Below are 22,862 nucleotides of genomic sequence, written 5' to 3' on the forward strand. Positions count from 1 at the left end.
CTTGGTTAGCCATGTCAAACCCTATACAGAAGTTATTTTCTATATTTCTTTGCTCATTTTTTCTATTTTTTTCTTCTCTGTATTCGGATGAGCCGGACAAAATAGAAAAAAACGATTTTGAATTTGGTTTTCGTCTTGGAACCGGAAGAAAAGGCAGGGAAAGATTTGACGAAAATCTGAAAAATTTCAGAACTTACGACGCTCCAAACATATACACTAATTTAAGCATATCCGGATTCCAAAACTTGGCAAACGGGGAAATTTTTTTTAGAAGAAGGTGGTCGCCGAATGTAAAATTTGGTTTTGCTTACGGTTATAACCAATATGAAAATTTCCGAATGACTGAAATCGCATCGGACGGGTATGTAACCGTGTTGAATTTTCACATATCTACGAATTATTTTGTCGCAACGTATCATACGGAGTGGGTTTTTAAACATGTATTTATTGAGGGGGGGCTTGGGATAGGTGTCAATCAAACCAATTGGAAGACTACGGGTTATGCTTTTTCAAATAGCGAGTTTCAAAACCAAAAAGGGTATTTATCCGGATCAGGAATGCAGTATAAAATGGAAGGCTCTCTAAATAAAAAAATTACAGATACACTTATTTTTCAGCTTGGAATTGCTCTTAATTTTTCTTCAGTACCTTCTTTTTCGGGTAGCTTAAACGGTAAATCCAATTCTTTTTTCATAAATAAAGAAGGAAAAGTGAACTCGATCAACCAGTCTGACTATTCTGATAATTATCTATGGTACAATGCCGCGACCAGAAGATTGGATTTTTTTGTGGGGAGTGCAGTGTTATATTTTTCTTGTATGGGTAGATTTTCTATTTGACATATCATTATAGATTTCCATAATATTGCAAGTTATTATGGCTACTGAAAAAGTTATTACAATTTCAATCAAAGAATTACCCCACCTAAAGATTATCTTATCTGCTTGGTACAATTTTTTAAAAGAAAGCTACGATAAAAAGAAATTTTCAAGTGCTGAATTTACCGACTTTCTGAAAACCCCAGTAATGTATGACCTCGATAAGGATCAAATCGAGCTTATGTTTTGTGGGAATGAAGAAATCTTAGAAGAATTCAGAGAAATGATTTTTAATAAAGTTTAATTTTTATAATCGAGTTGTTGTATTTGAACAATAGTGGATTAGAGAGAAATAAAAACCTGCGAGTAAACCCCGCAGGCTTGAAAGTTTAAACTATCTGTAACCTTCTGATTTTAACTCGCCATGATCTTTGTATAATCCTGACGCTGCAACCGAAGGTGCTCTTGTATGTCCTGAATATTGTGCGTAAGTTACATTTTTGTTAAACGGCCAAATTCCCTCAGATTGAGTCAAAGAACTCTGGCATTTATCAACTCCACCAACTTTACTGTATGCACAAGATGAGTGGTAAGCAACCGCATAGTCGTCTTCACCTGGAAGAATTGCAGATGCACCAAACATTCCTTTGTAACCTGGAACTTGGTAAATTGTAACTCCACCTGTGTTGTTATGGTTGTATGCAGCTCTTGCAGTAGAAACTACAAGGGACTTATCCATTGCATTTCCTGCCCAGCTCAATATGAAAGTATTGAGAGTGTTTGCAAGCTCAGACCCACCGGATGCAGCAGCAAGTGCTGTAACTTTCACAATATTGAAACCCTTACTGGATGCAGTTCCGCCAAGGTTTGCAAGCCAATACTCAGTTGCGTAGCAACCAGCACTGTGGCAAACAATCTTACAAGAATTTGCACCTTTACACTGGTTGGTTAGAACAGTAGTAAGGTTTGTTTGTGCTCTTGCAGTTCCATAAGTTCTTGGATCTGTTTTTCCGTCGTAACCGACAAAATACTTAGTTCCAGAAACAGTGTTTGCAGAAGAACCCCAATAGTTGTTTACATCGGTTGTTCCTGTTCCGTTGTGATTAGAACCTGATTTTCCGTGAACAAAAATTGTTCTGTTTTGTGCCATTAAAGACCCGGAAACGATCAGGAACGAAATAGAAACGAGTAAAGTTATTTTACGCATTTTTTTTCTCCTCATATATGAAGTCCATTTCTGAACTAATACTAATTATAGACTATTTAAAATATTTGTATAGCTTTTTTTTAAAATTTGTCAAAAATTTTATAATCCTGAATCAAAAATATGGTAAAAGAATTTAAAAAAGGAAAGAGGTAGTTTTTTATTGAAGAGACATAATTCAAGATTTATATAAAAAAAATCTGCGAGTTTTTACGCTCGCAGACTCTTAGAAAATCTTATATCTATCTGTAACCTTCTGATTTTAATTCACCATGATTCAAGTACAGTCCTGAAGATCCAACTGAAGGAGCTCTAGTATGTCCTGAGTATTGTGTGTAAGTTACATTTTTGTTAAATGGCCAAATTCCTTCAGATTGAGTCAAAGAACTCTGGCATTTATCAACTCCACCAACTGTGCTGTATGCACAAGATGAGTGGTAAGCAACCGCATAGTCGTCTTCACCTGGTAGAATTGCAGATGCACCAGCCATTCCCTTGTAACCAGGAACTTGGTAAATTGTAACTCCGCCTGTGTTGTTATGGTTGTATGCAGCTCTTGCAGTAGAAACTACAAGGGACTTATCCATTGCATTTCCTGCCCAGCTCAATACAAATGAGTTGAGTGTGTTTGCAAGCTCAGACCCACCGGATGCAGCAGCAAGTGCTGTAACTTTTACTATATTGAAACCTTTGCTTGCAGCAGTTCCACCAAGATTTGCAAGCCAATACTCAGTTGCGTAGCAACCAGCACTGTGGCAAACAATCTTACAAGAATTTGCACCTTTACACTGGTTGGTTAGAACAGTAGTAAGGTTTGTTTGTGCTCTTGCAGTTCCATAAGTTCTTGGATCAGTAGTTCCGTCGTAACCGACAAAATACTTAGTTCCGGAAACAGTGTTAGCAGATGCACCCCAGTAGTTGTTTACATCAGTTGTACCTGTTCCATTATGATTGGAACCTGATTTTCCGTGAACAAAAATTGTTCTGTTTTGAGCCATTAAAGACCCGGAAACAAACAATAAAATCGAAATGAGTAAATAGAATTTACGCATTTTTGCCTCCTCTTAGATAAGCCTACTCTTAGACTTTCAGACATACTTTAGACTAATTTACTAAATTGTAAAGAAATTTTTTATTTTTTGGCAAAAATTTTTCAAATTTGTGAAGATGTGGCAAGACTATGCTATTGCGAAAATTCTAAATCCAATCCTTCAAATTCCAGAATTTTGAGAGCATTTCCGGATTTTACGACTCCGCCCTTGATTTTATAGTCAAAATTCATTTTTCCGTCTTCGATAATCTCACTAAAATGGTGGAGGTGTAAACCGCTAAAATTATTTGCCAATTCGGTATCGTGGGTGGTTACAAAACTTATGGATCGGTACTCTTGCAATTTTTTTAAAATACCCGTAGTGGCAATAAATCTTTCTCTGGAGTTTGTTCCTTTTAATAATTCATCTAATAAAACTAAACTTTTTTTATTTTTGTTGAGGCTTTTCAAAATTGATGAAATTTTTTTCACCTCTGCATAAAAAAATGAAATTCCATCAATTAGAGAGTCTTCGTTTCTTATGCTTGTAAGTATGGAAATCGGAGGCAGACAAAAATTTTCGGCAGGGACTGAGCTTCCGCATAACGCAAGAACGCTGTTTATGCCAATGGTTCTAAGATAGGTAGTCTTGCCGGACATATTGGATCCAGTTATTAAATCAATCTCACCAAAATGAATTTCAGCTAAATCGTTTTGTACTCTTTTACTTTTTGGAATTAGAGGGTGAGACATTTTCTTTGCAGATATCGATTCATACGAATCTGAAATTTGAGGAAAGTTATTTTCCGGATTGTGAAAATGGAAGTGGCTAAAAGGAAGAATCGAATCAAGATAAATAATTGTATCCGACCAAATTTTCAGGGATTCAGAATATTTTTTTTGCCAATTATCCAACTGGTCTATTAACCAAAAATCCCACAAAAATAAAATATTCAGTAAGAAATGCGTAGAAGGAGAATGAACAATCGACACCTTATTCATAATTTTAAAAAGACTGTGGAAGGATTTTTTAATTTCTTTTTCATCAAAAGAATATTTTTCTAATATGTTTAAGGATATATTTTTTCGAATTAGAAAAGTAAGAACTTTTTCAATTGTTTTGATTTTTTCTGAAACGTTGTAATATGGCTTGAAATGGTTTAATAGTTTTGAACGAAAAAAAACGAATAATGAAAATTGAAAAAAGAACAAACTCGATGTAAAAATCGAAATATTAAAAACAAAATTGACAAAAGCCGATGAAATGAAGAGAATACACAATATCTTATAGCTGATTTGAAGAAATTTTCTATTTTCAAAAAAGAAATTTCTACTTTTATTCAGATCGGTTAATTTTACTTTTGTGTGGTTTTCTTTTTTTTCAATATCTCTCCAAAGTCTGAGGTATTTCAAGGTGAGAGTTTTCTCTAGGGTGAGTTTTCGTATTCTATTTTGTCTTTCTAAGATTTCAGATTCGCTTCTGTCCTTAATGCAAAGTAAAGACTCCAATAATTTTTTTTCTCCTTCGACTGTTTGTGTGGTATCTAAATACAGAAAAAGTCCACTATCACCAAAAATATCTAAATCCTTTTGATAAATGTTATTCGGGAAATTTTTCCAGTCAGTGTTGTTGTTTAAATTTTTAAAATCGAGTCTTGCTCTGCACAGCTCTTTTTTGATAACTTCCAAATACGATGCTAAACGATTTCTATATTTTTTAATTTTTTGAAATAGGAAAACATAATAAAAAAAAATTCCTGTAAGAGGTAATAGTCCAACTTGATATAGGAAATTTTCAGTTCTGGAAAAATATAAAATCGAAAAATATACAACACAAGATATGAATATTCCTAATCGAATTCTGGAAATTTTTCTTAAAAATAGATTAAGGTTGAGTTCTTTATTTTGAAGTTTTTCTTTTCTTCTTTCGAGAACAGTCTCCGGGTGGAAGATTTTCATTAACAGGTTACATTTTCGTAGTTTTCTGTTTCTCTTTTATAAATCTCAAGATCCAATAATTTTATAAGGCTGATGTAATCTTCCATTACCCAACTATCTACGAGTTTTCCTTTATCACGACCTTTGATCTTATCTAAATAGATGTAACCAAAAAGATCCGTGCCATAATCATAAGCTACAAATCTTCCCTGACGTTTTCCGGTGTTGTTTATCAGACGAATTTTCATACGATTTTTATCACAGTATTTTTTAATAAAAAAAAAGTACAAGATTTTTTTTTGCTAAAGGATTTTTTTATTATAACGATAGTACTATCAGGGAAAGAAGAAATTCTTCAAGGATGAAGGATTTTCCCGAAAAATATAGAAAGTTGCACGGAGGCAGAAATGTATTATGAGGAAATGAATCTTGAGTTGAAAAGCTCATTTTTAAAAATACCGATAAATTCAGCAAATTTAGTAAACGAGTCCCAATTACCTTTTTTTGGTCTATATGCCAGAAACTTGTTGGACGACAAGCAAATGCAAAAACTTGAAAAAATAAGAGATAAACATCTATCGAAAAAATCACAAAAAGAGCAATTCTCTAAAGACTAAAAGTTAATCTTTCTTTATTGGGTAGCATCTGGAATTTTTTTGTTTGGAGCTTTCTAAGAGCTTGTGATAGTCGAGAACTCCCTCATCAGTCACAAGCTCTCTTCGGATATAGTGAGTTCCATCTTCATAAAGATTGCTGACGGGATCGCATTCATCCAATTCTTCGTTAAGATACTTCTTGTTGCAATAGAAAAAAGATAGTGCAATTAACCCAAGAAGGCTACTTTTTATCGTTAGGTTTCTCATCTTTAGTTTCAGTTTTATTATCGGTGGAGGTCTGAGAAGGTTTTTCATTTGTCGGATTTTTCCCCGATTGATCTTTTGCTTTTGTTTCTCCATAACGAAGAGATATCATTTTTTTAACTTCTTCTCTGTCTTTTTCACGAGCTTTTTCTCTATTGACAGAAATAGATTCCAATGAATCGTCATAGTCTTTAATATATTCGGCAGGAATGTAATCGTCATCAATTAAAAGATTTTTTTCTAATCTTTCTTTTGCAGTGAGGTACCGATTTTTATCTTTATTGATAGTGTAGTATATCATCAAGAATTGAAAAATAGAATTACGATAAACAGAAATACTGTCGCAAGGGTTATAGTTGAGAAGGTCTTCAGCAATTCCTCCGGTTTGGAGGGCATTGTTCATGTGGGTTTCTAAAACAGAACTTAAATTTGCAGAGCTTCCTGCTTCAGGATTGATTTTTCTCTCAATAGCTAATTTAGAAGCATCTTTGGCAAGTTTGGAATATGTAGATTTGTATTTTTCTGAAGTAGATTTGCACTCTTCTTTAATTTCTTTTGCATTCTGTTCAAACTTTTTTCTTGCAGCAAGAAATTGTCGTTCCTGAAACGAAGAAGAGGCATCGACATACCCTACCATTAATTTATTAAACTTATCTGTAGTACCATGATTCATCATAGATATTTTGAGTTTACTGAGATTTCTATAGTTGGATTGCTTAAATCCTTCGCTGACATCATAAGGATTAATTGTCACGTCTCCAGATTCATGCTTCATCGGCTTGGAGTCAGCACTGTTTACCTTGGTTTCCTCTTTTTTTTCATTGGAAGAGTCCGGTTTGTCCTGTGCAAATATCATAAAAGGTAAAATCAATATTAGGATTGCAAAATTTCTCATAGTATTTGTACTAAATTCGATTTATTTATTTGAGTAAAGGAATTTTTTTTGTTAATACTAAAATCCGGATCACCCAGAAGAATTTCAATTTTTCGGGATATTGGTTTACGTTTTCAAGTTTCGCCTTCCTCAATAGATGAATCTGTTTTGCCTGAAGAAGATTGTATGGAATATCTGAAAAGAATTACAATCGCAAAATTAGAATCAATAAATGCGACATATTCCCAAACTCTTGTCTCTTCAGATACAATTGTAGTTTGGGAAAATAAGATTTTCCCTAAGCCATTAAATTTTCAAACTGCTAAAAATACCCTAATGGAACTAAATGGGAAAACTCATCAAGTATATTCCGGGCTGGGTATTTTTAAACAAGGAAATCTTTATTTTGATTTGGACAAAACATTTGTAGAATTGAAGAAATGGTCGATTGAAGAAATTGAAAACTATATTAAAGTCACTAATCCTTTAGATAAAGCCGGCTCTTACGGGATTCAAGATAAGTGCAGTCCTGTTTTAAGCTTTCAAGGCTCTTTTTCTAATGTTTTAGGCTTTCCGTTTAGAACTTTTTTAAAATACCACTCTCTTTGGTCAGAATTTCTTTAACCCCTACTTCGTAGTAGTTGTCTTAAAGACATAATCCCCAGATATCGAATCTTTTAGATTGGAGTTCCCACATTATTGCGGAAAAAGTGTAGAATTTGTATTAATAGCGAAACCTACCGAAATAGATGGAGTTCCCACATTATTGCGGAAAAAGTGTAGAATTTGTATTAATAGCGAAATCTGCCAAAATAGGTGGAGTCCCACATAAAAAAGCACTACTTTGGGCATATTATAGCTGAATGGATAGCTCTTTACAGATAGATTCAATTCTTTGTAAAATTTTGTCTACGCCCAAAAGAGAGAAAAGAACAGGTAACTCTAACCCTTGAAGTTTACCGGTTGTGCACCCACGAATCGGCATAAACAAAAGTTTTCCTTTCTCTCCTGAAATTTTTCCGGTTTCTGCCATTAGCTCTTTATAGTCTTCGACAGTAGTAGGTTTGTTTTTTTTAAGAAGTAGATAAAACTCTTTTATAACTTTTACTCCATTCCCTTCTAAAATCATTTTTTTAGTTTCTTCGTCTTTGGTTGATATTGAATTATTAAAAAATTCAGAAATATAGGGAGGAGCATCAGACAACCTGTCAAGATAGACTCGAATAGATTCCAATATTGATTTTAATGTTTCGTTATTTGCATTTTTGATTTCGTTTGGAATTGTATTGTCGCTCTGAATATACGGCAATACCATTTCTGATATAAATTTAATTTTTGAATCTCTGATAAATTTGTTGGATAGCCAATTCAGTTTTGATTTTGGATTTAAATACTCAGCAAGCTCAGAGGTAGCAAGCGAATTAAAATCTTTCTGATCTTTGTCGTCTGATTTTTTAAAAACATCAAACATAGAAGGGGATTTGGAGCACCTATTTACATCAAAGATTTTTTCTAATTTTTCCCTTTCAATATATTCCTGTCCATCCTCAGAAGTCCAGCCGAGTAAAGACATATAATTTACAAAGCAGTCTGGAAGATAGCCCAAATCTCTAAAAGCTAAAATGGAAGTAGCACCTGCTCTTTTAGAAAGTTTTTTTCCGTCTGAGCCTACGATTTCAGAAACATGAGCATACTCAGGAATATCCATTCCAAGTGCTTCATGGATTAAGACTTGTCTTGGAGTATTTGACAGATGACCAACACCTCGAATAACATGTGAAATTTTCATCAAGTAGTCATCAATCACCACTGCATAATTGTACGAAGGAAAATCGTCAGACTTTACAATGATAAAGTCTCCTATTAATTTTGTGTCAAATTTTACTTTTCCTTGAATAAGATCGCCTACTATTAAAGTTTTTGCAATAGTACGAAATCGAATCGAATAAGGAACTTCGTTATCAAGTTTTGTTTGAATTTCTGACTCAGTCATTCCAGAGCAAAGTCCATCATAAATATTTGGGACTCCCATTGCCTCGGAATGTTTCTTTTTTGCTTCTAATTCTTCTGTAGTACAAAAACATCTATAGGCTTTATTTTCAGTTAGTAACTTTTCAGTATATTTTTTATAGATAGAAATTCTTTCTGATTGTTTATAAGGTCCGTAAGGCCCGCCTACTTCCGGTCCTTCATCCCATTTTAGTCCAAGCCATTTCATAGATTCTACAATTGAGTCAAAAGAAGTTTGTGTGGATCGGTCTTGATCTGTGTCTTCGATCCTTAAAATAAATTTTCCACCATTAGACTTTGCGTACAAATAATTAAAAAGAGCTGTTCTCGCCCCTCCCACATGCAAAAATCCACTTGGTGAAGGAGCAAACCTTGTTCTAACTTCTTTACTCATAAATCCTCTAAACTTTTTTTAATTTGTGGCATTACAATACGAATTTTTCATAAGCTATTCTAAATAATTTTTAATTAGAAAAAACGGATAATAATTTTTAAATGATTCTCTTTGAATTGTATATTCATCGGAATGACGAAATACATCATGTTTAGAATCTATTTTTTTCAGAATTTCTTCTTTACTTAACGGAGAATAAAAATAATATATGTGTCCATCTAAAAAAAGAGTACATCCGGAAATATAATTGTCGTCGTTCGGTAATGGCTTGTACTTAAAGTCAGAGTAAGAAGAAATTTTTGAATATTCAATTATATTTTTATTGGGAGAGAATTCCGTATAAGCATAATCAGTAGAAGTTCCACCTTGAGAATTTTTCCAAACCATTAGATCTCCATTTTTTCTAGTGATAAATTCTAATCCTTTCCACAAAGTTCCGTCTTTTAATTTCAGGTAAAACATTGTTTCTTTGTAATGAATAGGGGTTTCTTTTTTTTGAGAAAAATTTTGGATTACAAGTTGTAAGTCATCTCCTTCGTATTCGCGAATATTGTATGTATCGTAATCTACTTGTATTCCTGACGGGTTTCTTTTTTCTTCCCCTTTCCCAGATCGAATGATTTCCGTAACTTTATATTTTCTGGGAGCATTTTTTGGAAAACTGGATTCAACTGATTTTAGAAACTTATCTGAATATGAAAAAATAGAAACTTCAATTTCTTTAACTTGAATTTTATTATTTTCAAAGGAGAAAAGTAAAAATTTTACGAACCCGGATTCATTCTCCCATTCTTGGCGATAGGGGCTGTCCTTTTTAAATTTTGTATCAAAGTACCCGGAAAAATTTTTAAATCCTGACTTAGTAAAATAAACTTGGTTTCCATCGGGGAAAAGGTTTTTAACAGAAGATGTATCTTTTTCTGTTTCGGATATACAGGAAAAAGAAAATAGAGCGATAATGAGAATATATATTTTCATATATTTTTATCTTTTCTCAATCGAAACATTTCAAAGATCCCACGAGTTACTTTTGTAATAGCAAAGTTTATCACTCCACGAACAAGAACTCCTTTTAATATTTGACTAATCAATTTACGGAATGCCATGTCATAAGGCAGTGCGTATTCATTCCATGCAACATTAAATTGAAAAGGAAAATTTCCTTGTTCATTGATTGGTGAGTTGGCATCGGTTAGCTCTTTTGGAATTCTTGCAAGCTCACCGGACACTAACATGGAATCTCTACTTTCATGGAAAAATTCTGCTTTTAAATCTACCTTTTTTTCTAGCAATTTTATGGGAATTATTTTTAAGCCGGACAATTCTCCCCAAGTGATTCCCGAAAGAGAAATTCTTCCAGTTTTTTTTAAAAATAATTCTGTTCTCAATTCTCCCGATGCAATTTTACAATACCCGCTTTTGGATTGAAACAGCAAATCAATCGGTGTACCTGCATCCATATTCAAACCATTTATCTGTATATCAGAAAGATTTAATTTGTAATGAGGGGTCATTGTCTGGTCTTCTATGAAAATTTCTGAATTTTCTAAGATAGAATTTTGAATCTTAACGTACCCTCTTTTTGGAAGGTATCGAATTTTTTTATAAGAAGACACTCTGTTCAGGTATCTCATTTTAAATCCGGACATAATAACAGAATTCAAGTGTAATCGACCAATGAATAGATAAAGAGGGTTTATCCAACCAGATAATTTTTTTCCTTCGATATGAACAAGGTCAGACATATTGTAACCGGTAAACTCTAAGCGTATGTCTTTTGCAGAAAAATAAAAAAACGGCAATACAAATCCGGTGGACTTCCATTGAAAGTGGATATATCGAAAAAAAAGCATATTTAAAATTTTCTGGAGAATAGGACCCGAAAGCAAAATTTGAACTACGATAAAAATGATCAGACTTATAATTATAGGAGTAGTCACGGTAATATGTTTGTCCAAGTACAATCTCTATTTTTGGAAACTATATTGCAGGATATATTTCTTTTCCGGCAAGACTACCTGAATTTTATTTTATTTTGGAAAAAATTTCAGATAAATTGCAATGAAAGCGGGCAGAGAGGGTATAAACTCTGTCGGTATTTCCCTTGGTTTTTATGGGATACTATTCCAATAGAAAATTTTCTTATAGTATAGAATGATTTCTTTTTTCCGAATAGAAAAAAATTACAAAGATATTTTTAGTGTATTTATACTCTATGAAACAAAAGTTTTTAGTGACTACCGCCCTTCCTTATGCCAATGGTCCAATCCATTTAGGACATTTATTAGAAGGTATTCAAGCCGATATATGGGTCAGGTTTCAAAAATCTATTCTGAACGAGTGCTATTTTTTTTGTGCAGACGATACTCATGGAACTCCTGTGATGATTGCAGCAAAAAAAGAAGGAATCTCTCCAGAAGAATTAGTCAATCGAATTCAAAGCGAACACTACAGGGACTTAACCGGGTTTCTTATTGAGTACAATAATTACTACTCTACCAATTCTCTTGAAAATAAGTTTTATTCTGAGGATATTTACAATAAACTAAAAGCAAAGGGGCATATCGCAAAAAAGGATATAGAGCAAAGCTATTGCAAAAAAGACCAAATGTTTTTGCCCGATAGGTTTATTCGAGGAACTTGTCCGAAGTGCAAATCAATTGATCAGTACGGAGACGGATGCGAGGTTTGTGGGTCAAACTATTCACCTAAAGATTTACTCGATTCAAAATGTGCGATATGCGGAACTCCACCGATATTAAAACATTCAACTCATTTATTTTTTAAACTTCCAGAGTTGCAAGATAAACTTTTTGAATGGATTAATAATCCTGACCATGTTCACGAAGGAGTGAAAAATAAACTTTTAGAGTGGTTTCACCAAGGACTTCAAGAGTGGGATATTTCCCGCGATGGACCTTATTTTGGATTTGAAATTCCCGGAGAGAAAGACAAATATTTTTATGTTTGGATGGATGCGCCTATCGGTTATATGGCATCGTCCGGAAATTTTTTTGCAAAGGATATGAAAAAGTTTGATGAATTCTGGAAAACCGGTGAAGGGAAAATTATTCATTTTGTAGGAAAGGATATTTTGTATTTTCACGCACTTTTTTGGCCTGCTATGCTAATGGGTGCAGATTACAAAACACCGAGCACAGTAAACGTTCACGGTTTTTTAACCGTAAATGGAGAGAAGATGTCTAAGTCGAGAGGTACTTTTATCAAAGCGAGTACCTACCTAAAATATCTTAGCCCGGAACACCTTCGATTTTATCTTGCCGGAAAGCTTTCTAATGGTTTGGAAGATTTGGACTTGAGTTTTGATGACTTTGTATTAAAAGTCAATTCAGACCTTGTAGGAAATTTTATCAATATACTTTCTAGAGTAGGGACTACAATACTCGATAAATTAGATAGAAGGGTTGGGAAAATTTCTGAAGAAGGTTATTCTTTATTGAAAGAAATCCAATCCAAAGAAAGCGAAATTCGAAGTGCCTATTCAGATAAAAATTATTCAAAGGTTATGAAAGAAATCGCAAAAGCGGGAGATATTGTAAATAAATATATTAACGACAAAACTCCTTGGAATCTTATTAAAACGGATATCGAGAAAACGAGAGAGGTGGTAACTAACGCATTAAATTGTGCGAAGGTAATTGCAATCTTTTTGTATCCTGTTTTACCTCATATATCAAAAAAGGTTTTTTCTTTTCTAAATGAAAATGCAGAAATTTCTTTTTCAGAGATTCATAGCGTAGTCGAAAACAGAATTATTTCAAAATACGAAATTTTAACCAATAGGGTGGACGAAAAAGCGATACAAGCCATGATAGAAGAAAGTAAACAAACTACTCAAACTACATCAACTAAAACAGAAAAACCAGAAACCGGTATAGGTCTAATAGGAATTAACGATTTATCAAAAGTAGAATTAAGAGTCGGACAAATCAAAGAAGCAAATCACGTTGAAGGTGCAGACAAACTAATCAATGTAAAGGTTGATCTTGGAGAAAAGGGGATAAAAAATATTTTTGCCGGAATCAAATCTTCTTATAAACCGGAAGATCTGATCGGATTAAAAGTCGTTGTTGTTGCAAACCTTGAGCCAAGAAAAATGAAATTTGGAGTTTCTGAAGCGATGCTATTGGCTTCTGGAAAAGATGAATCCTTGTCCCTTTTTGTTCCGCATCGAGAAGCCAATCCGGGGGATTTGTTGAAATAGGCTATAGCGTCTAACGTATAGTTTTATTGTTTGTGTTATCTTTTACGTAATCGTTCTTTCTTTTTTCCTTTGTTAAAGCTGTCTTGTTTGTATTGGGATGAACTTTCGATAGAAAGGCTTTCTAAGATAGATTCCAAACTTTTTTTTCTATTTTCGGAGAAACTATCACTTTCAAAAAATTTCATTATTTTACATTCACCTTTTAAAGTGCAACAGTTTATTTCTTCGCAAGAATCCATAAAATTCTTTGCCCCGGGGAAATTTTGAATTACATCTTTTTCGTCTAAATGCAATAGTCCCCATTCTTTTACACCCGGCGAATCAATAAGAAATGTATTGAACGACAAAGGAACTAAATTAGAATTTGTAGTAGTGTGTCGTCCCTTTCCAGTGCTCGAACTGATCTCCGCAGTGATTTGAAAATTGTTGTCTAAAAATTTATTTAAGATCGTGGATTTCCCTACACCTGAATTACCCACTAAGAATGTAACTTTCCCTTCCAATACTTTTCGGAAATTTTCCAAAGAAGAAATATTAAACACTGATACAGCCATTGTGTCTATACCAGAATTTTTATAAATAGAAAGAATTTTTTTATAATCGTTTTCAGAAACTAAGTCAGACTTAGTGAATACTATTGTTGCAGGAATGCCGGCCTTCCCTGAGGCGATCAAGGCTCTGTCTATAAATCCTTCTTTTGTCTCCGGGTCTTTTAGGGATGCAAAAATAGCTACTTGATCTACGTTGGAGCACAGAACATGAGAGTCGTTTAAACCACTCTTTCGTATTAGAAAGTTTTTTCTTTCTTCTAATTTATCTATGACCCATTCATCCCCGGATGATGGTATTGCTAAAATTTTGTCCCCAACCACAAAAGGGTGTCTTTCTTTGGAATTTTCAAGACGAAATTTTCCTCTAAGAACAGCTCTTTTTTTGCCGAGTGTTGGAGAATAAATTTCATAATAAGCTCCATAAATTTTAGAAATCAAAAATTTTTCTTTGACCATTTTTTCTATTTGTCGTAACTTATCCCAGAATGAAATCTTTTTTTAAATTTCCTTTGATCAGAAAGTCAACCCTATTTATTTTATTCGGTTTATCTGTGTTAGAATTTTTACTTTTGTATTTTATTCAACTGATTTTTCAACTTTCTTCCGGTTATTTAGAATCGGCTATTGAGGCACTAATTATATTTTCTTTTTCTACAATTGGAATATTTTTTATTGTGGCAAAAAGTCGAGGAGGAAAAATCAGAGCCAAAAGAATTTTGGACTCCAAAGAAGAAAACCTTGAATACGTAAAATATCTTTCTGCTCTCGATAGTTTAAAAAATGAACTATTGAGTATCAATATTCCTGCAAAGATTTGTTATACGATCAGCGAATTTATTATCCACACATACAAGGTTACTAAATCCAGAATTTTTTTATGGGAAGAAGATAAAGGTGCGTTCATACCTTATCCTTCTGATCAGGATACAGACTACAAATTCTATGTCTATGACCCTTTTATTTTATGGATTACCGATCACGATGGAATTTATTCTAAGAATAATTTTTCCTCAATCGAATCTAAAGAAAATCAAAGTGCTTTGGATTTTTTTGATAGAGTAGGTGCCAAAGTAATTGTTCCTTTAACTTTAAACAACAGCCTTATCGGAATGTTGATCCTTGGTGATAAAACTGATAGCAGCGATCTTTCTCAAAAAGATTGGGAAAGGTTATATGAGATTAAGTCTGTTTCGGTTATGGCTTTATCCAATGCGATATTTTATGAGAGATTGACTGCACTTACGGAAAACTTGGAGACAAAAGTAAAAGAGAGAACCAGAGAATTAGAGGAGGCGCAATCTCAACTAATCATGTCTGAAAAAATGGCTTCTCTCGGTGTGATGGTTGCAGGGATAGCACACGAGATTAATACTCCATCCGGTGTGATCAATGGGAGTGCAGACAATTTAGATGCAAATATGTCGTACATAGTGTCTCATTTGAGCGATTTGGATTTAATTGCAACAAACAGAAAACTTAGACGGAAATTTGAACTCGTACTTTTAAAACTCTTACGTGAAGAAAAAAATATTCCTATCGACTCAAAAGAAAAATTTAAGATGAAAAAATCTTTAAAAGAAAAATATAGAGGCATGGGATTGGAAGACAATCTTGCGAGCGATCTTGCGACTTTTTTAATCGACAGAAATTTTAACGATAAAGAAGATTATATGGCGAGGGTAGTAAAGGAAGGTGGTAAAGAAATCTTTGAGCTATTAAAAAATATGTCAGGGGTTTATAGGAATTTAAAAAATATAAAGTTTGCTATTAAGAATATTGTTAGAATTGTAAAAGCCCTCAAATACTATTCTCATTTAGACCAAGCCAGTTTTGCCGATGCAGATTTGACTGAAGGGATTGAGAATACATTAATTATTTTGAATAGTCAAATGAAACACGGAGTTGATATAGAAAGACAATACTCTGATATTCCAAGAGTCCCATGCAACCTCGATGAATTGAATCAGGTATGGACAAATCTTATCACAAATGCAGTTCAAGCGATGAAGGGAAAGGGCAAGTTGATCCTTAGGTGCTTTTCAGAAAATGGGTTTGCTTGTGTTGAAATCGAAGACAGTGGGCCCGGTATCCCTTTGGATATTCGAGAAAAAATCTGGGATCCTTTTTTTACTACAAAAGACCAAGGAGAAGGCTCCGGTTTAGGGCTCGGAATCGTAAAAGGAATTATTGATAAGCACAAAGGAAAAATTTCAGTATCTTCAATTCCCGGCAGAACTACCTTTAAAATTTTGATTCCCATGAAATCAGCAAGCTAACTTTTTTGCAACTTTTTCGATAATTTTTTATCCTATTAGCAAGAGGAAGTATTATGGCGTATATTATTGGAAGAACAATGGGATTTTTTCTATTATGGTTCATTGTTAAACCTCTCAGACAAATTTATGGTAATAAAAAATGTATTTATATAAATACACAAATTTTGCATGATTTAAAGAACCAATCTTTTATAGTAGTTTCTAATCATATCAAACCGAGAAGAGGAAAACTTGTAAGAGCTTTATCGATGCCGTATGACGCATATATATTAAGAAAAATGTTTTTGAAGTTTGGAATCAAAGTGACTGCTTTGACAAGCTACGACTCGCTTGGAATCGCTAAAACAAAAAAGGCAAAATGGATTCAAAATAAAATCAAAGCACCAATTACAAAAGGAATTATTCGCTCCATAGACTTAATTCCCGTAAATAGAAAAGAAAATGACAAGGAAACTATCCAAGACATGAAAACTAAAATCAAACAAAACTATTGGATAGGAATTTTCCCTGAAGGTACTTGGTTTAGAGGGTTTAGAAAATCCAGAAAGCTCCACTCTGGAATGGCAGTATTGAGTAAAAGATATAACTTGCCTATTTTGCCTGTTTATATTGATGCGTACAATTTGAATAAAAAACCTGAAATAAGAATCGGTAAACCAATTCTATCGAGCGAGTCCAATTATTCCATTGTTGAGTCAGTAAGAACTCAATTGAATTTATTAAAATTACAACAAATTTAAAAAAATTGATCTTCCTGTTATGATTTTCTACTTGTAATATTTACTATGTTTAATTTCTTCTTTGAAAGAGATTTATTTTTATGAAAAAAGCATTAATATCAGGAATCACCGGTCAGGATGGTTCTTATTTAACAGAATTACTTCTTGAAAAAGGGTATGAAGTACACGGAATTGTAAGAAGAGCGAGTCTTTTTAACCGTGCCAGAATCGACCACTTAAGTGGAAATCCAAAACTAAAATTGCATTATGGAGACCTAACTGATTCGAGTAATCTCAGTAGGTTAATGGATAAAGTGAAACCAGATGAGATTTATAATTTAGCTGCTCAATCTCACGTTGGTGTATCTTTTGAAGTGCCTGAATATACAGCAGAGGTGGACGCTGTAGGTACAATTCGATTTTTAGATACAATTAAAGAAACAGGAATCAATTCTAAATTTTACCAGGCCTCTACATCAGAGCTTTATGGTAAGGTTCAAGAAGTTCCTCAAACAGAAAAAACTCCTTTTTATCCACGATCACCTTATGCAGTAGCAAAACTTTATGCTTACTGGATTGTGGTAAATTACAGAGAAGCATTTGGAATGCATGCATCTAATGGAATTTTATTTAATCACGAATCACCAAGAAGAGGCGAAACTTTTGTAACAAGGAAAATTACAAGAGCTGTAGCTGCAATCAAAGCCGGCAAACAAGATGTTCTCCTTTTAGGAAATTTAGACGCGAAAAGAGATTGGGGGTATGCTCCTGACTATGTAAATATGATGTGGCTGATGTTACAGCAACCGGAGCCAGATGATTATGTAATCGCAACAAATGAAATGCATTCAGTTCGAGAGTTTGTAGAATTGTCATTCTCCCATGTTAAAGTAAAAATAGAATGGCAAGGAAGTGGTTCAAAAGAAGTTGGAATTGATAAAGCTACAGGCAAAACTATTGTTGGAATTGATCCGAGGCATTATAGACCCACAGAAGTAGAACAGCTTCTCGGTAATCCTTTAAAAGCAAAGCAAAAGTTAGGCTGGGAGCCAAAGGTGAAATTCCCTGAACTCGTTGAAATTATGACCCGTGCAGATTGCAAGGTTTACGGTATTGAGTTTTGAGGCGATAAGTTTTTTCTTCTTATTCGTCGGGTTTGTGTCTTATCAGCCTATTGTAGCGGGTCGTTTTTCTCTTGGAAAGATAAGATCCACCCGCAATCGTGGTTACCAGGGTGGGAACTCCACTCTCGAAGAACCGACTGGGGAGAATTATGTCCCATTCGGCAAGATCAAGCACCAAAAGAAGAGTAAAAAGAGCGGTCTTTGTGGTACCGAGCCAATCTGCAAGAATGCCAAGCTCAATCCAGTCCTCGTTATTCGGGGTAAAATTCTTCTTCTGCAAATTTTGTCCGACTTCTTGATACGCTTTCTTTACTCTATCCATTTTCTCAAAAGTCCCCCAAAGAATCACATTTCTGTATCTGTTCAGCAATGCGTGCAAATATTTTCGTCTCGAAAAACCCGTTGTTCTTCTATTGAACTCGTCCATATATTTTGCTGGAACAAGCAAACTCGATTGGGTTTCTACATATTTTTGTGGATTCATAAATTTCTCCTTAAAGTAAATTTTTCTGCTCTTCTTTATAAGGTAAAAAAAGTTTGCTGTAGAAAAAAAATTTTATCGTTTTTTAGAAATTTTTTCTTCAGTTTTACATAAAAAATTCCAAATCTGCACTAAATGCGTAATCCACCGAAAACTATGGAGTTCCCACATTTTTGCGTGAAAGGTGAACAATTGGTATAAAACATGCACTTTGCTTAAAAGAGTGGAGATCCCACATTTTCACACGAAAAGTGCAAAATCTGCACTAAACGCGAAATTTCAAAAACTCTACTAAAGCTCAAAACCTCATCCTAAAAGATAAACGTATTTGCAAAGATTCTACCTCCACTATTTCCGACCTCAGACTTCCGTTATCAGTCCTCCGAATTGGAGTTTCCACATTTGTGCAGAAAAGGTGAACAATTGGTATAAAACATGCACTATACTGAAAAGAGTGGAGATCCCACATTTTAGCACGAAAAGTGTAAAGTCTGTACTAAATGCGAAAGCAAAAAAACTATCAGACACAATTGACTAATATTTGAAAGGCTCTGTTATATTTTAATGAATGAAAATCAGAGTTATACTTTGCAGAATATATATACAAATTATCTAACTCAACAGATTCTTGTAAATATTCTAAAGATTTTTTTGAATTTCCGAGAAGTGAATGTATGCAAGCCAACCTGTAGCTGTTTTCTGCTTTATCCTCACAAGTAATTCTTTCATATTCTAAAATCTTCAAAGCTTCTTCAAGAAAAATTTTCCCTGTAGGCGAATCTCCAAGAAGACAATGCAGTTGCCCTTTTAAGTGCAAGAGGTACGGGTCTTTTTCTTCTCCAAATTGAAATGCCTTTTCTAAAAAATTCAAGGCTTCAAAATATTGCTTTTTATCTTTTTTTAAACCAGCAAGTTTTTCATAAACCTCGCTACACTTCGGATCCAGCTCTAAACATTTCAGCCATGCTTTCTCGGCTTCATTTTTATCCTTTAAAATATAGTATGCGTTTCCCTTATTAATCCAAAGGCTGATTTCCTCTGGCTTTTGAGAAATCAAAAGTTCTAAAAGTTTTAAAGCTCTTTTAGGATCAAATTGCTCAAAGATTAAGGTTTGTACTTTTTCTAAATCTTCATAAAATTTTATATCTTCTATGGAGTTAATGTTTTCTTCAAATTCTTCAGATTGAGTCATTTCATCGAACGTACTTTGAAAGTATATCAGACAATTCTCTTTTAGTAAATGGCTTAGAAATACTTGCAGTAAATCCATATCCCCAAGGGTTAGTCATTACCATATCTTCTGTATAACCACTAATTATAAAAACAGGAATAATTTGATCTAATTTTCGTATTACAGGGATAACCTCTTTTCCACCCATTCCACCTGGGATCGTAATATCTAATATCATTCCTTTTATTTTTCTATCCCTGTTTAGGTCATTTTGGAAGTAATCTATTATTTCTTGTCCATCTTTCTTACAAATTACAGTATAACCCAAGGAGCCGATCATATACGTCATGATTTCGCCTAACGTATCTTCATCCTCCAAAATAAGTATTACACCGGCATCTGGTTTACTCTCATCGTCTTGTAACTTTTTCTCTGATTTGATGCTTTTTTCAGCAGGTAAGTAAATATGGAAAATCGAACCAACCCCAACTTCAGATTCTACATCAATACTTCCCTCGTGCTTGTTTATTATTGAATAACAAGTTGCAAGTCCAAGACCATGCCCACCCTCTTTAGTGGTATAGTAAGGATCAAATATTTTAGAGAGAGTTTTCTTGGACATTCCATGACCATAGTCCTTAATAGAAATTTTTACATACTCTCCCAATTCAATTTCTAAATTTCCCTTTTTTTCAGCGATTTTAATATTTTCTGCGATGACTTCAATTTTTCCTCCAAAAGGCATTGCCTGTTTTGCATTGATAACAATATTATCAAATACTTGAGCAATCTGGTGTTTGTCGATATTGCAATTCCAAAGTCCTTCTTCGATTTGAAATAAGCAAGATACATTTGAGCCACTCAATGCAAAAAGGATTGTTTTTTTTAAAAAGGGGACAATTTGTGTAATCTCTCGTGCAGGGGAGCCTCCTTTTGCAAATGTCAATAATTGGGACGTTAGTCCCTTTGCTCGATCTATTGTACCTATGGCTTTATTCAAATATGCAATATTTCTTTTGTCGTTTGAATTTTCCAAAGCAAGATCAATATTTCCGTAAATTCCGCTTAAAAGATTATTAAAATCATGCGCAATTCCACCAGCCAATACACCGAGAGAATCTAACTTAGCTGATCTTTGAATTGTTGTTTGCATTTTATGTTTTTCGGTCATATCTCTAAAAACAAGAACAACTCCGATAATTTCTGACTTCTGATTTCTAATCGGTGAACCGCTATCTGCTATCACTCTTTCTGTCCCATTCCTTGAAATCAGCACTGTATGATTTTCTAACTCTACAATACTTCCGGTTTTCAAGACTCTACTAACCGGGCTTTCAAATACCTCACGGGTAAACTCATGAATAATACGAAATATTTCAGGAAGTGGTTTTCCTTTTGCTTCTTCTAGCGACCAACCGCATAACTCTTCGGCTACACTATTCATAAGAATTATATTTCCAGAAACGTCTGTAGTAATTACTCCATCACCAATACTTTTCAGTGTGACTAAAAGCCTTTCTCTTTCTTCTGCGAGCGATTCTTCTGCTTTTTTTCTGTCAGTAATATCTCTCCATACTGTGTACAGCTGCCTTTTATTTGGATCTTCTGAAATCGAAGTAAGCAGTACTTCAGTATAAACTGTTTCTCCATTTTTTCTTTTGTGAACCCACTCAAAACGATGAGCACCTTTTTGAAATGTGAGCCTCATCATCTTTTGGGCTTTCTCGGAAGATAATTCTCCATCCGGTTGAAACTTGGGTGAGACCTGCGATGGGTGCAAGGATATGATCTCTTCCTTGGTATTAAATCCTAATAGGTCAACTGTTGACTGATTGCAATCTATGAATGTTTCATTTTCCACAATAGTAAGAGCATCAGTAGATTTTTCAAATAGCCTTCTGAATTTTTTTTCACTTTTTTGTAGTTCGTCTTCTGCTTTTTTACGTTCGGAAATATCTACTCCAACTCCGATAAGAAGTGGTAGATTGTCTATCACGGCGCGATAGCCTGTGAAGAAATACGGTATTGTATTTCCATTTTTCAACAACATATTTGCTTCTACATTCGATTTACCCTTTTCAAAAACTTCTTGAATCCTCTCTGTTAAAAGTTGCTTTTCACTATTTGTAAAAAAATCCAAAGGATGCATAAGATCGACTTCTTCTTCTGTGTATCCGGTGATATTTAAAAATTGATTGTTCACTCTTAAAAACTTTCCATTTTGATCGATTACATAGAAAATTCCCGGTAAGCTCGCAATTATAGACTCTGAAAAATTTTTAGCTTTTACAATCTCTTCTTCAATTTTTTTTCTATTTGTAATATCTTCTCCAGAACACAGAATCCCTATTATATTTTTTTTCTCGTCTCTTAAAACGATATTGTGCCATGCAATTAGTCTGATCTCTCCTGAACTATTAACTATTTGGTTTTCAAAATATTCCATCTGAATTTCTTTGCCGCTCGACATAAACTCAAGAAATAAAGGATAAATTTTTTCCATTTCATCCGGTTTAGGCAAAAATTTTTGAAACCAAAATTCTCCAAGAATTTCTTCTTCAGGATAACCCAAGATAGCACAACCTTGTTTATTGATTGTAGTTACAATTCCATCTCGATCCAAAACTAATAAAATAGTTTCGACTGTATTGGCAAAATTTAACTGGGAATCATTAATTTTAACGCTTTCTTCAATTTTTTTACGCTCAGTAATATCATAAATAAACCCATTCCATAACACATCACCATTAGTTTGAAAATTAGGGAAAGACTCTACTTGAATCCAACGGGTCTTCTCATTTTTCAGAAGCCTTCCCTTCCAAAGAATGGTTTTTTTTTCAAGAATAGATTCTTTACTTTTTTCTAAAAAATTATCATAGTCTTCAGGAAGTATGTATTGAAATAAATTCTTACCGTCTAACAATACTAATTCTGGATCGACCCCTGTAATCTCAATGCAACGCTTATTCAGATATTCAAAGTGGGAAGTTCCGTCTTTTTTTGTTCGGTATATAAATGAGCCATAAGAAACATTTTCGATTAGGTTGACAAGTGATTGGTTTTTCTCTTGAAGAGATTCTTTTTCTGATAAATATTGCTGTTCTTTCTTGAGGTAGAGATTTTCCAATTCTTCCCTTGTCAAAGAATTCAATCGACTAATGTTTTCCGTATCCATTTTATATCCTTA

General features: G+C 33.8%; 21 protein-coding genes and 1 pseudogene. 8 read left to right on the forward strand and 14 right to left on the reverse strand.

The window, feature by feature from the left end; all coding sequences use genetic code 11:
• The first annotated feature begins 11 nt into the window (after window positions 1–11).
• Both HS129_13130 and HS129_13135 read left to right on the forward strand, forming a co-directional pair.
• Complete coding sequence (locus HS129_13130; GenBank protein ID MBE7412981.1) at window positions 12–839, forward strand: hypothetical protein; 828 nt, start codon at window positions 12–14, stop codon at window positions 837–839.
• Window positions 840–876: 37 nt separating this feature from the next.
• Complete coding sequence (locus HS129_13135; protein ID MBE7412982.1) at window positions 877–1,122, forward strand: hypothetical protein; 246 nt, start codon at window positions 877–879, stop codon at window positions 1,120–1,122.
• Between the two features lie 90 nt (window positions 1,123–1,212).
• Here the strand turns inward: HS129_13135 and HS129_13140 are convergent, their stop codons facing one another.
• The 4 genes from HS129_13140 to HS129_13155 form a co-directional block, all read right to left on the reverse strand.
• On the reverse strand, window positions 1,213–2,025 hold the full coding sequence (locus tag HS129_13140; GenBank protein MBE7412983.1) for a hypothetical protein: 813 nt from the start codon (window positions 2,023–2,025) through the stop codon (window positions 1,213–1,215).
• A 239-nt stretch (window positions 2,026–2,264) separates the two neighbouring features.
• Window positions 2,265–3,074 (reverse strand): hypothetical protein, encoded by an 810-nt coding sequence (locus tag HS129_13145; protein MBE7412984.1) that lies wholly within the window; start codon window positions 3,072–3,074, stop codon window positions 2,265–2,267.
• Window positions 3,075–3,205: 131 nt separating this feature from the next.
• Complete coding sequence (locus tag HS129_13150) at window positions 3,206–5,011, reverse strand: DNA mismatch repair protein (GenBank protein MBE7412985.1); 1,806 nt, start codon at window positions 5,009–5,011, stop codon at window positions 3,206–3,208.
• Window positions 5,011–5,238 (reverse strand): hypothetical protein, encoded by a 228-nt coding sequence (locus tag HS129_13155; GenBank protein MBE7412986.1) that lies wholly within the window; start codon window positions 5,236–5,238, stop codon window positions 5,011–5,013. Before HS129_13155 ends, HS129_13150 begins: the two co-directional genes overlap by 1 nt.
• A 159-nt stretch (window positions 5,239–5,397) precedes the next feature.
• On the opposite strand from HS129_13155, the gene HS129_13160 reads away from it, so the two are divergent.
• Complete coding sequence (locus HS129_13160) at window positions 5,398–5,607, forward strand: hypothetical protein (protein ID MBE7412987.1); 210 nt, start codon at window positions 5,398–5,400, stop codon at window positions 5,605–5,607.
• A gap of 3 nt (window positions 5,608–5,610) precedes the next feature.
• Here HS129_13160 and HS129_13165 read toward each other — a convergent pair whose 3' ends face one another.
• A complete protein-coding gene (locus HS129_13165) occupies window positions 5,611–5,853 on the reverse strand; it encodes a hypothetical protein (protein MBE7412988.1) in 243 nt (80 codons plus the stop codon).
• Window positions 5,828–6,745, reverse strand: coding sequence for a hypothetical protein (locus tag HS129_13170; protein ID MBE7412989.1), 918 nt, complete (start codon window positions 6,743–6,745; stop codon window positions 5,828–5,830). The genes HS129_13165 and HS129_13170 overlap by 26 nt, the downstream gene beginning before the upstream one ends.
• Window positions 6,746–6,793: 48 nt before the next feature.
• Here HS129_13170 and maf point away from each other — a divergent pair, with 48 nt between their 5' ends.
• Window positions 6,794–7,348, forward strand: a complete 555-nt coding sequence (gene maf, locus HS129_13175; protein ID MBE7412990.1) for a septum formation protein Maf — start codon at window positions 6,794–6,796, stop codon at window positions 7,346–7,348.
• A 229-nt stretch (window positions 7,349–7,577) separates the two neighbouring features.
• Here the strand turns inward: maf and HS129_13180 are convergent, their stop codons facing one another.
• From HS129_13180 to HS129_13195, 4 genes and pseudogenes are all read right to left on the reverse strand, one after another.
• Complete coding sequence (locus HS129_13180; protein ID MBE7412991.1) at window positions 7,578–9,128, reverse strand: glutamate--tRNA ligase; 1,551 nt, start codon at window positions 9,126–9,128, stop codon at window positions 7,578–7,580.
• Window positions 9,129–9,182: 54 nt separating this feature from the next.
• On the reverse strand, window positions 9,183–10,106 hold the full coding sequence (locus tag HS129_13185) for a hypothetical protein (protein MBE7412992.1): 924 nt from the start codon (window positions 10,104–10,106) through the stop codon (window positions 9,183–9,185).
• Complete coding sequence (locus HS129_13190; protein ID MBE7412993.1) at window positions 10,103–10,981, reverse strand: hypothetical protein; 879 nt, start codon at window positions 10,979–10,981, stop codon at window positions 10,103–10,105. The genes HS129_13185 and HS129_13190 overlap by 4 nt, the downstream gene beginning before the upstream one ends.
• Before the next feature lie 194 nt (window positions 10,982–11,175).
• A pseudogene (locus HS129_13195) lies at window positions 11,176–11,295 on the reverse strand (YSIRK-type signal peptide-containing protein).
• 48 nt (window positions 11,296–11,343) lie between these two features.
• On the opposite strand from HS129_13195, the gene metG reads away from it, so the two are divergent.
• A complete protein-coding gene (gene metG, locus HS129_13200) occupies window positions 11,344–13,353 on the forward strand; it encodes a methionine--tRNA ligase (protein ID MBE7412994.1) in 2,010 nt (669 codons plus the stop codon).
• Window positions 13,354–13,388: 35 nt separating this feature from the next.
• Here metG and rsgA read toward each other — a convergent pair whose 3' ends face one another.
• Complete coding sequence (rsgA, locus tag HS129_13205) at window positions 13,389–14,360, reverse strand: ribosome small subunit-dependent GTPase A (protein ID MBE7412995.1); 972 nt, start codon at window positions 14,358–14,360, stop codon at window positions 13,389–13,391.
• A 29-nt stretch (window positions 14,361–14,389) separates the two neighbouring features.
• Between rsgA and HS129_13210 the strand changes: the two genes are divergently transcribed.
• The 3 genes from HS129_13210 (at window position 14,390) to gmd (ending at window position 18,023) form a co-directional block, all read left to right on the forward strand.
• Entirely contained in the window at window positions 14,390–16,180 is a 1,791-nt protein-coding gene (locus HS129_13210) for a GHKL domain-containing protein (protein ID MBE7412996.1), read from the forward strand.
• 77 nt (window positions 16,181–16,257) lie between these two features.
• Window positions 16,258–16,920, forward strand: coding sequence for a 1-acyl-sn-glycerol-3-phosphate acyltransferase (locus HS129_13215; GenBank protein ID MBE7412997.1), 663 nt, complete (start codon window positions 16,258–16,260; stop codon window positions 16,918–16,920).
• 80 nt (window positions 16,921–17,000) lie between these two features.
• On the forward strand, window positions 17,001–18,023 hold the full coding sequence (gene gmd, locus HS129_13220; GenBank protein MBE7412998.1) for a GDP-mannose 4,6-dehydratase: 1,023 nt from the start codon (window positions 17,001–17,003) through the stop codon (window positions 18,021–18,023).
• A gap of 19 nt (window positions 18,024–18,042) precedes the next feature.
• On the opposite strand, the gene HS129_13225 is transcribed toward gmd, so the two are convergent.
• The 3 genes from HS129_13225 to HS129_13235 all read right to left on the reverse strand — a co-directional run bounded on the left by HS129_13225 (window position 18,043) and on the right by HS129_13235 (window position 22,850).
• Complete coding sequence (locus HS129_13225; protein ID MBE7412999.1) at window positions 18,043–18,507, reverse strand: DUF1564 family protein; 465 nt, start codon at window positions 18,505–18,507, stop codon at window positions 18,043–18,045.
• A gap of 517 nt (window positions 18,508–19,024) precedes the next feature.
• Window positions 19,025–19,774, reverse strand: a complete 750-nt coding sequence (locus HS129_13230) for a tetratricopeptide repeat protein (protein ID MBE7413000.1) — start codon at window positions 19,772–19,774, stop codon at window positions 19,025–19,027.
• On the reverse strand, window positions 19,698–22,850 hold the full coding sequence (locus HS129_13235; GenBank protein ID MBE7413001.1) for a PAS domain S-box protein: 3,153 nt from the start codon (window positions 22,848–22,850) through the stop codon (window positions 19,698–19,700). The genes HS129_13230 and HS129_13235 overlap by 77 nt, the downstream gene beginning before the upstream one ends.
• Between the last annotated feature and the right edge of the window lie 12 nt (window positions 22,851–22,862).

The organism is Leptospiraceae bacterium (assembly GCA_015075105.1).
Classification (GTDB): domain Bacteria; phylum Spirochaetota; class Leptospiria; order Leptospirales; family Leptospiraceae; genus JABWCC01.

What these genes read in the sequence shown, in the direction of transcription:
- HS129_13155 (MBE7412986.1), bottom strand. Translation starts at nt 5,238, where the DNA reads ATGAAAATTCGTCTGATAAACAACACCGGAAAACGTCAGGGAAGATTT.
- HS129_13190 (MBE7412993.1), bottom strand. Translation starts at nt 10,981, where the DNA reads ATGCTTTTTTTTCGATATATCCACTTTCAATGGAAGTCCACCGGATTT.
- HS129_13160 (MBE7412987.1), top strand. Translation starts at nt 5,398, where the DNA reads ATGTATTATGAGGAAATGAATCTTGAGTTGAAAAGCTCATTTTTAAAA.
- HS129_13225 (MBE7412999.1), bottom strand. Translation starts at nt 18,507, where the DNA reads ATGAATCCACAAAAATATGTAGAAACCCAATCGAGTTTGCTTGTTCCA.
- HS129_13150 (MBE7412985.1), bottom strand. Translation starts at nt 5,011, where the DNA reads ATGAAAATCTTCCACCCGGAGACTGTTCTCGAAAGAAGAAAAGAAAAA.
- HS129_13235 (MBE7413001.1), bottom strand. Translation starts at nt 22,850, where the DNA reads ATGGATACGGAAAACATTAGTCGATTGAATTCTTTGACAAGGGAAGAA.
- rsgA (MBE7412995.1), bottom strand. Translation starts at nt 14,360, where the DNA reads ATGGTCAAAGAAAAATTTTTGATTTCTAAAATTTATGGAGCTTATTAT.
- HS129_13170 (MBE7412989.1), bottom strand. Translation starts at nt 6,745, where the DNA reads ATGAGAAATTTTGCAATCCTAATATTGATTTTACCTTTTATGATATTT.
- HS129_13180 (MBE7412991.1), bottom strand. Translation starts at nt 9,128, where the DNA reads ATGAGTAAAGAAGTTAGAACAAGGTTTGCTCCTTCACCAAGTGGATTT.
- HS129_13215 (MBE7412997.1), top strand. Translation starts at nt 16,258, where the DNA reads ATGGGATTTTTTCTATTATGGTTCATTGTTAAACCTCTCAGACAAATT.
- gmd (MBE7412998.1), top strand. Translation starts at nt 17,001, where the DNA reads ATGAAAAAAGCATTAATATCAGGAATCACCGGTCAGGATGGTTCTTAT.
- HS129_13145 (MBE7412984.1), bottom strand. Translation starts at nt 3,074, where the DNA reads ATGCGTAAATTCTATTTACTCATTTCGATTTTATTGTTTGTTTCCGGG.
- HS129_13130 (MBE7412981.1), top strand. Translation starts at nt 12, where the DNA reads ATGTCAAACCCTATACAGAAGTTATTTTCTATATTTCTTTGCTCATTT.
- HS129_13230 (MBE7413000.1), bottom strand. Translation starts at nt 19,774, where the DNA reads ATGGATTTACTGCAAGTATTTCTAAGCCATTTACTAAAAGAGAATTGT.
- HS129_13140 (MBE7412983.1), bottom strand. Translation starts at nt 2,025, where the DNA reads ATGCGTAAAATAACTTTACTCGTTTCTATTTCGTTCCTGATCGTTTCC.
- HS129_13165 (MBE7412988.1), bottom strand. Translation starts at nt 5,853, where the DNA reads ATGAGAAACCTAACGATAAAAAGTAGCCTTCTTGGGTTAATTGCACTA.
- metG (MBE7412994.1), top strand. Translation starts at nt 11,344, where the DNA reads ATGAAACAAAAGTTTTTAGTGACTACCGCCCTTCCTTATGCCAATGGT.
- HS129_13135 (MBE7412982.1), top strand. Translation starts at nt 877, where the DNA reads ATGGCTACTGAAAAAGTTATTACAATTTCAATCAAAGAATTACCCCAC.
- HS129_13210 (MBE7412996.1), top strand. Translation starts at nt 14,390, where the DNA reads ATGAAATCTTTTTTTAAATTTCCTTTGATCAGAAAGTCAACCCTATTT.
- HS129_13185 (MBE7412992.1), bottom strand. Translation starts at nt 10,106, where the DNA reads ATGAAAATATATATTCTCATTATCGCTCTATTTTCTTTTTCCTGTATA.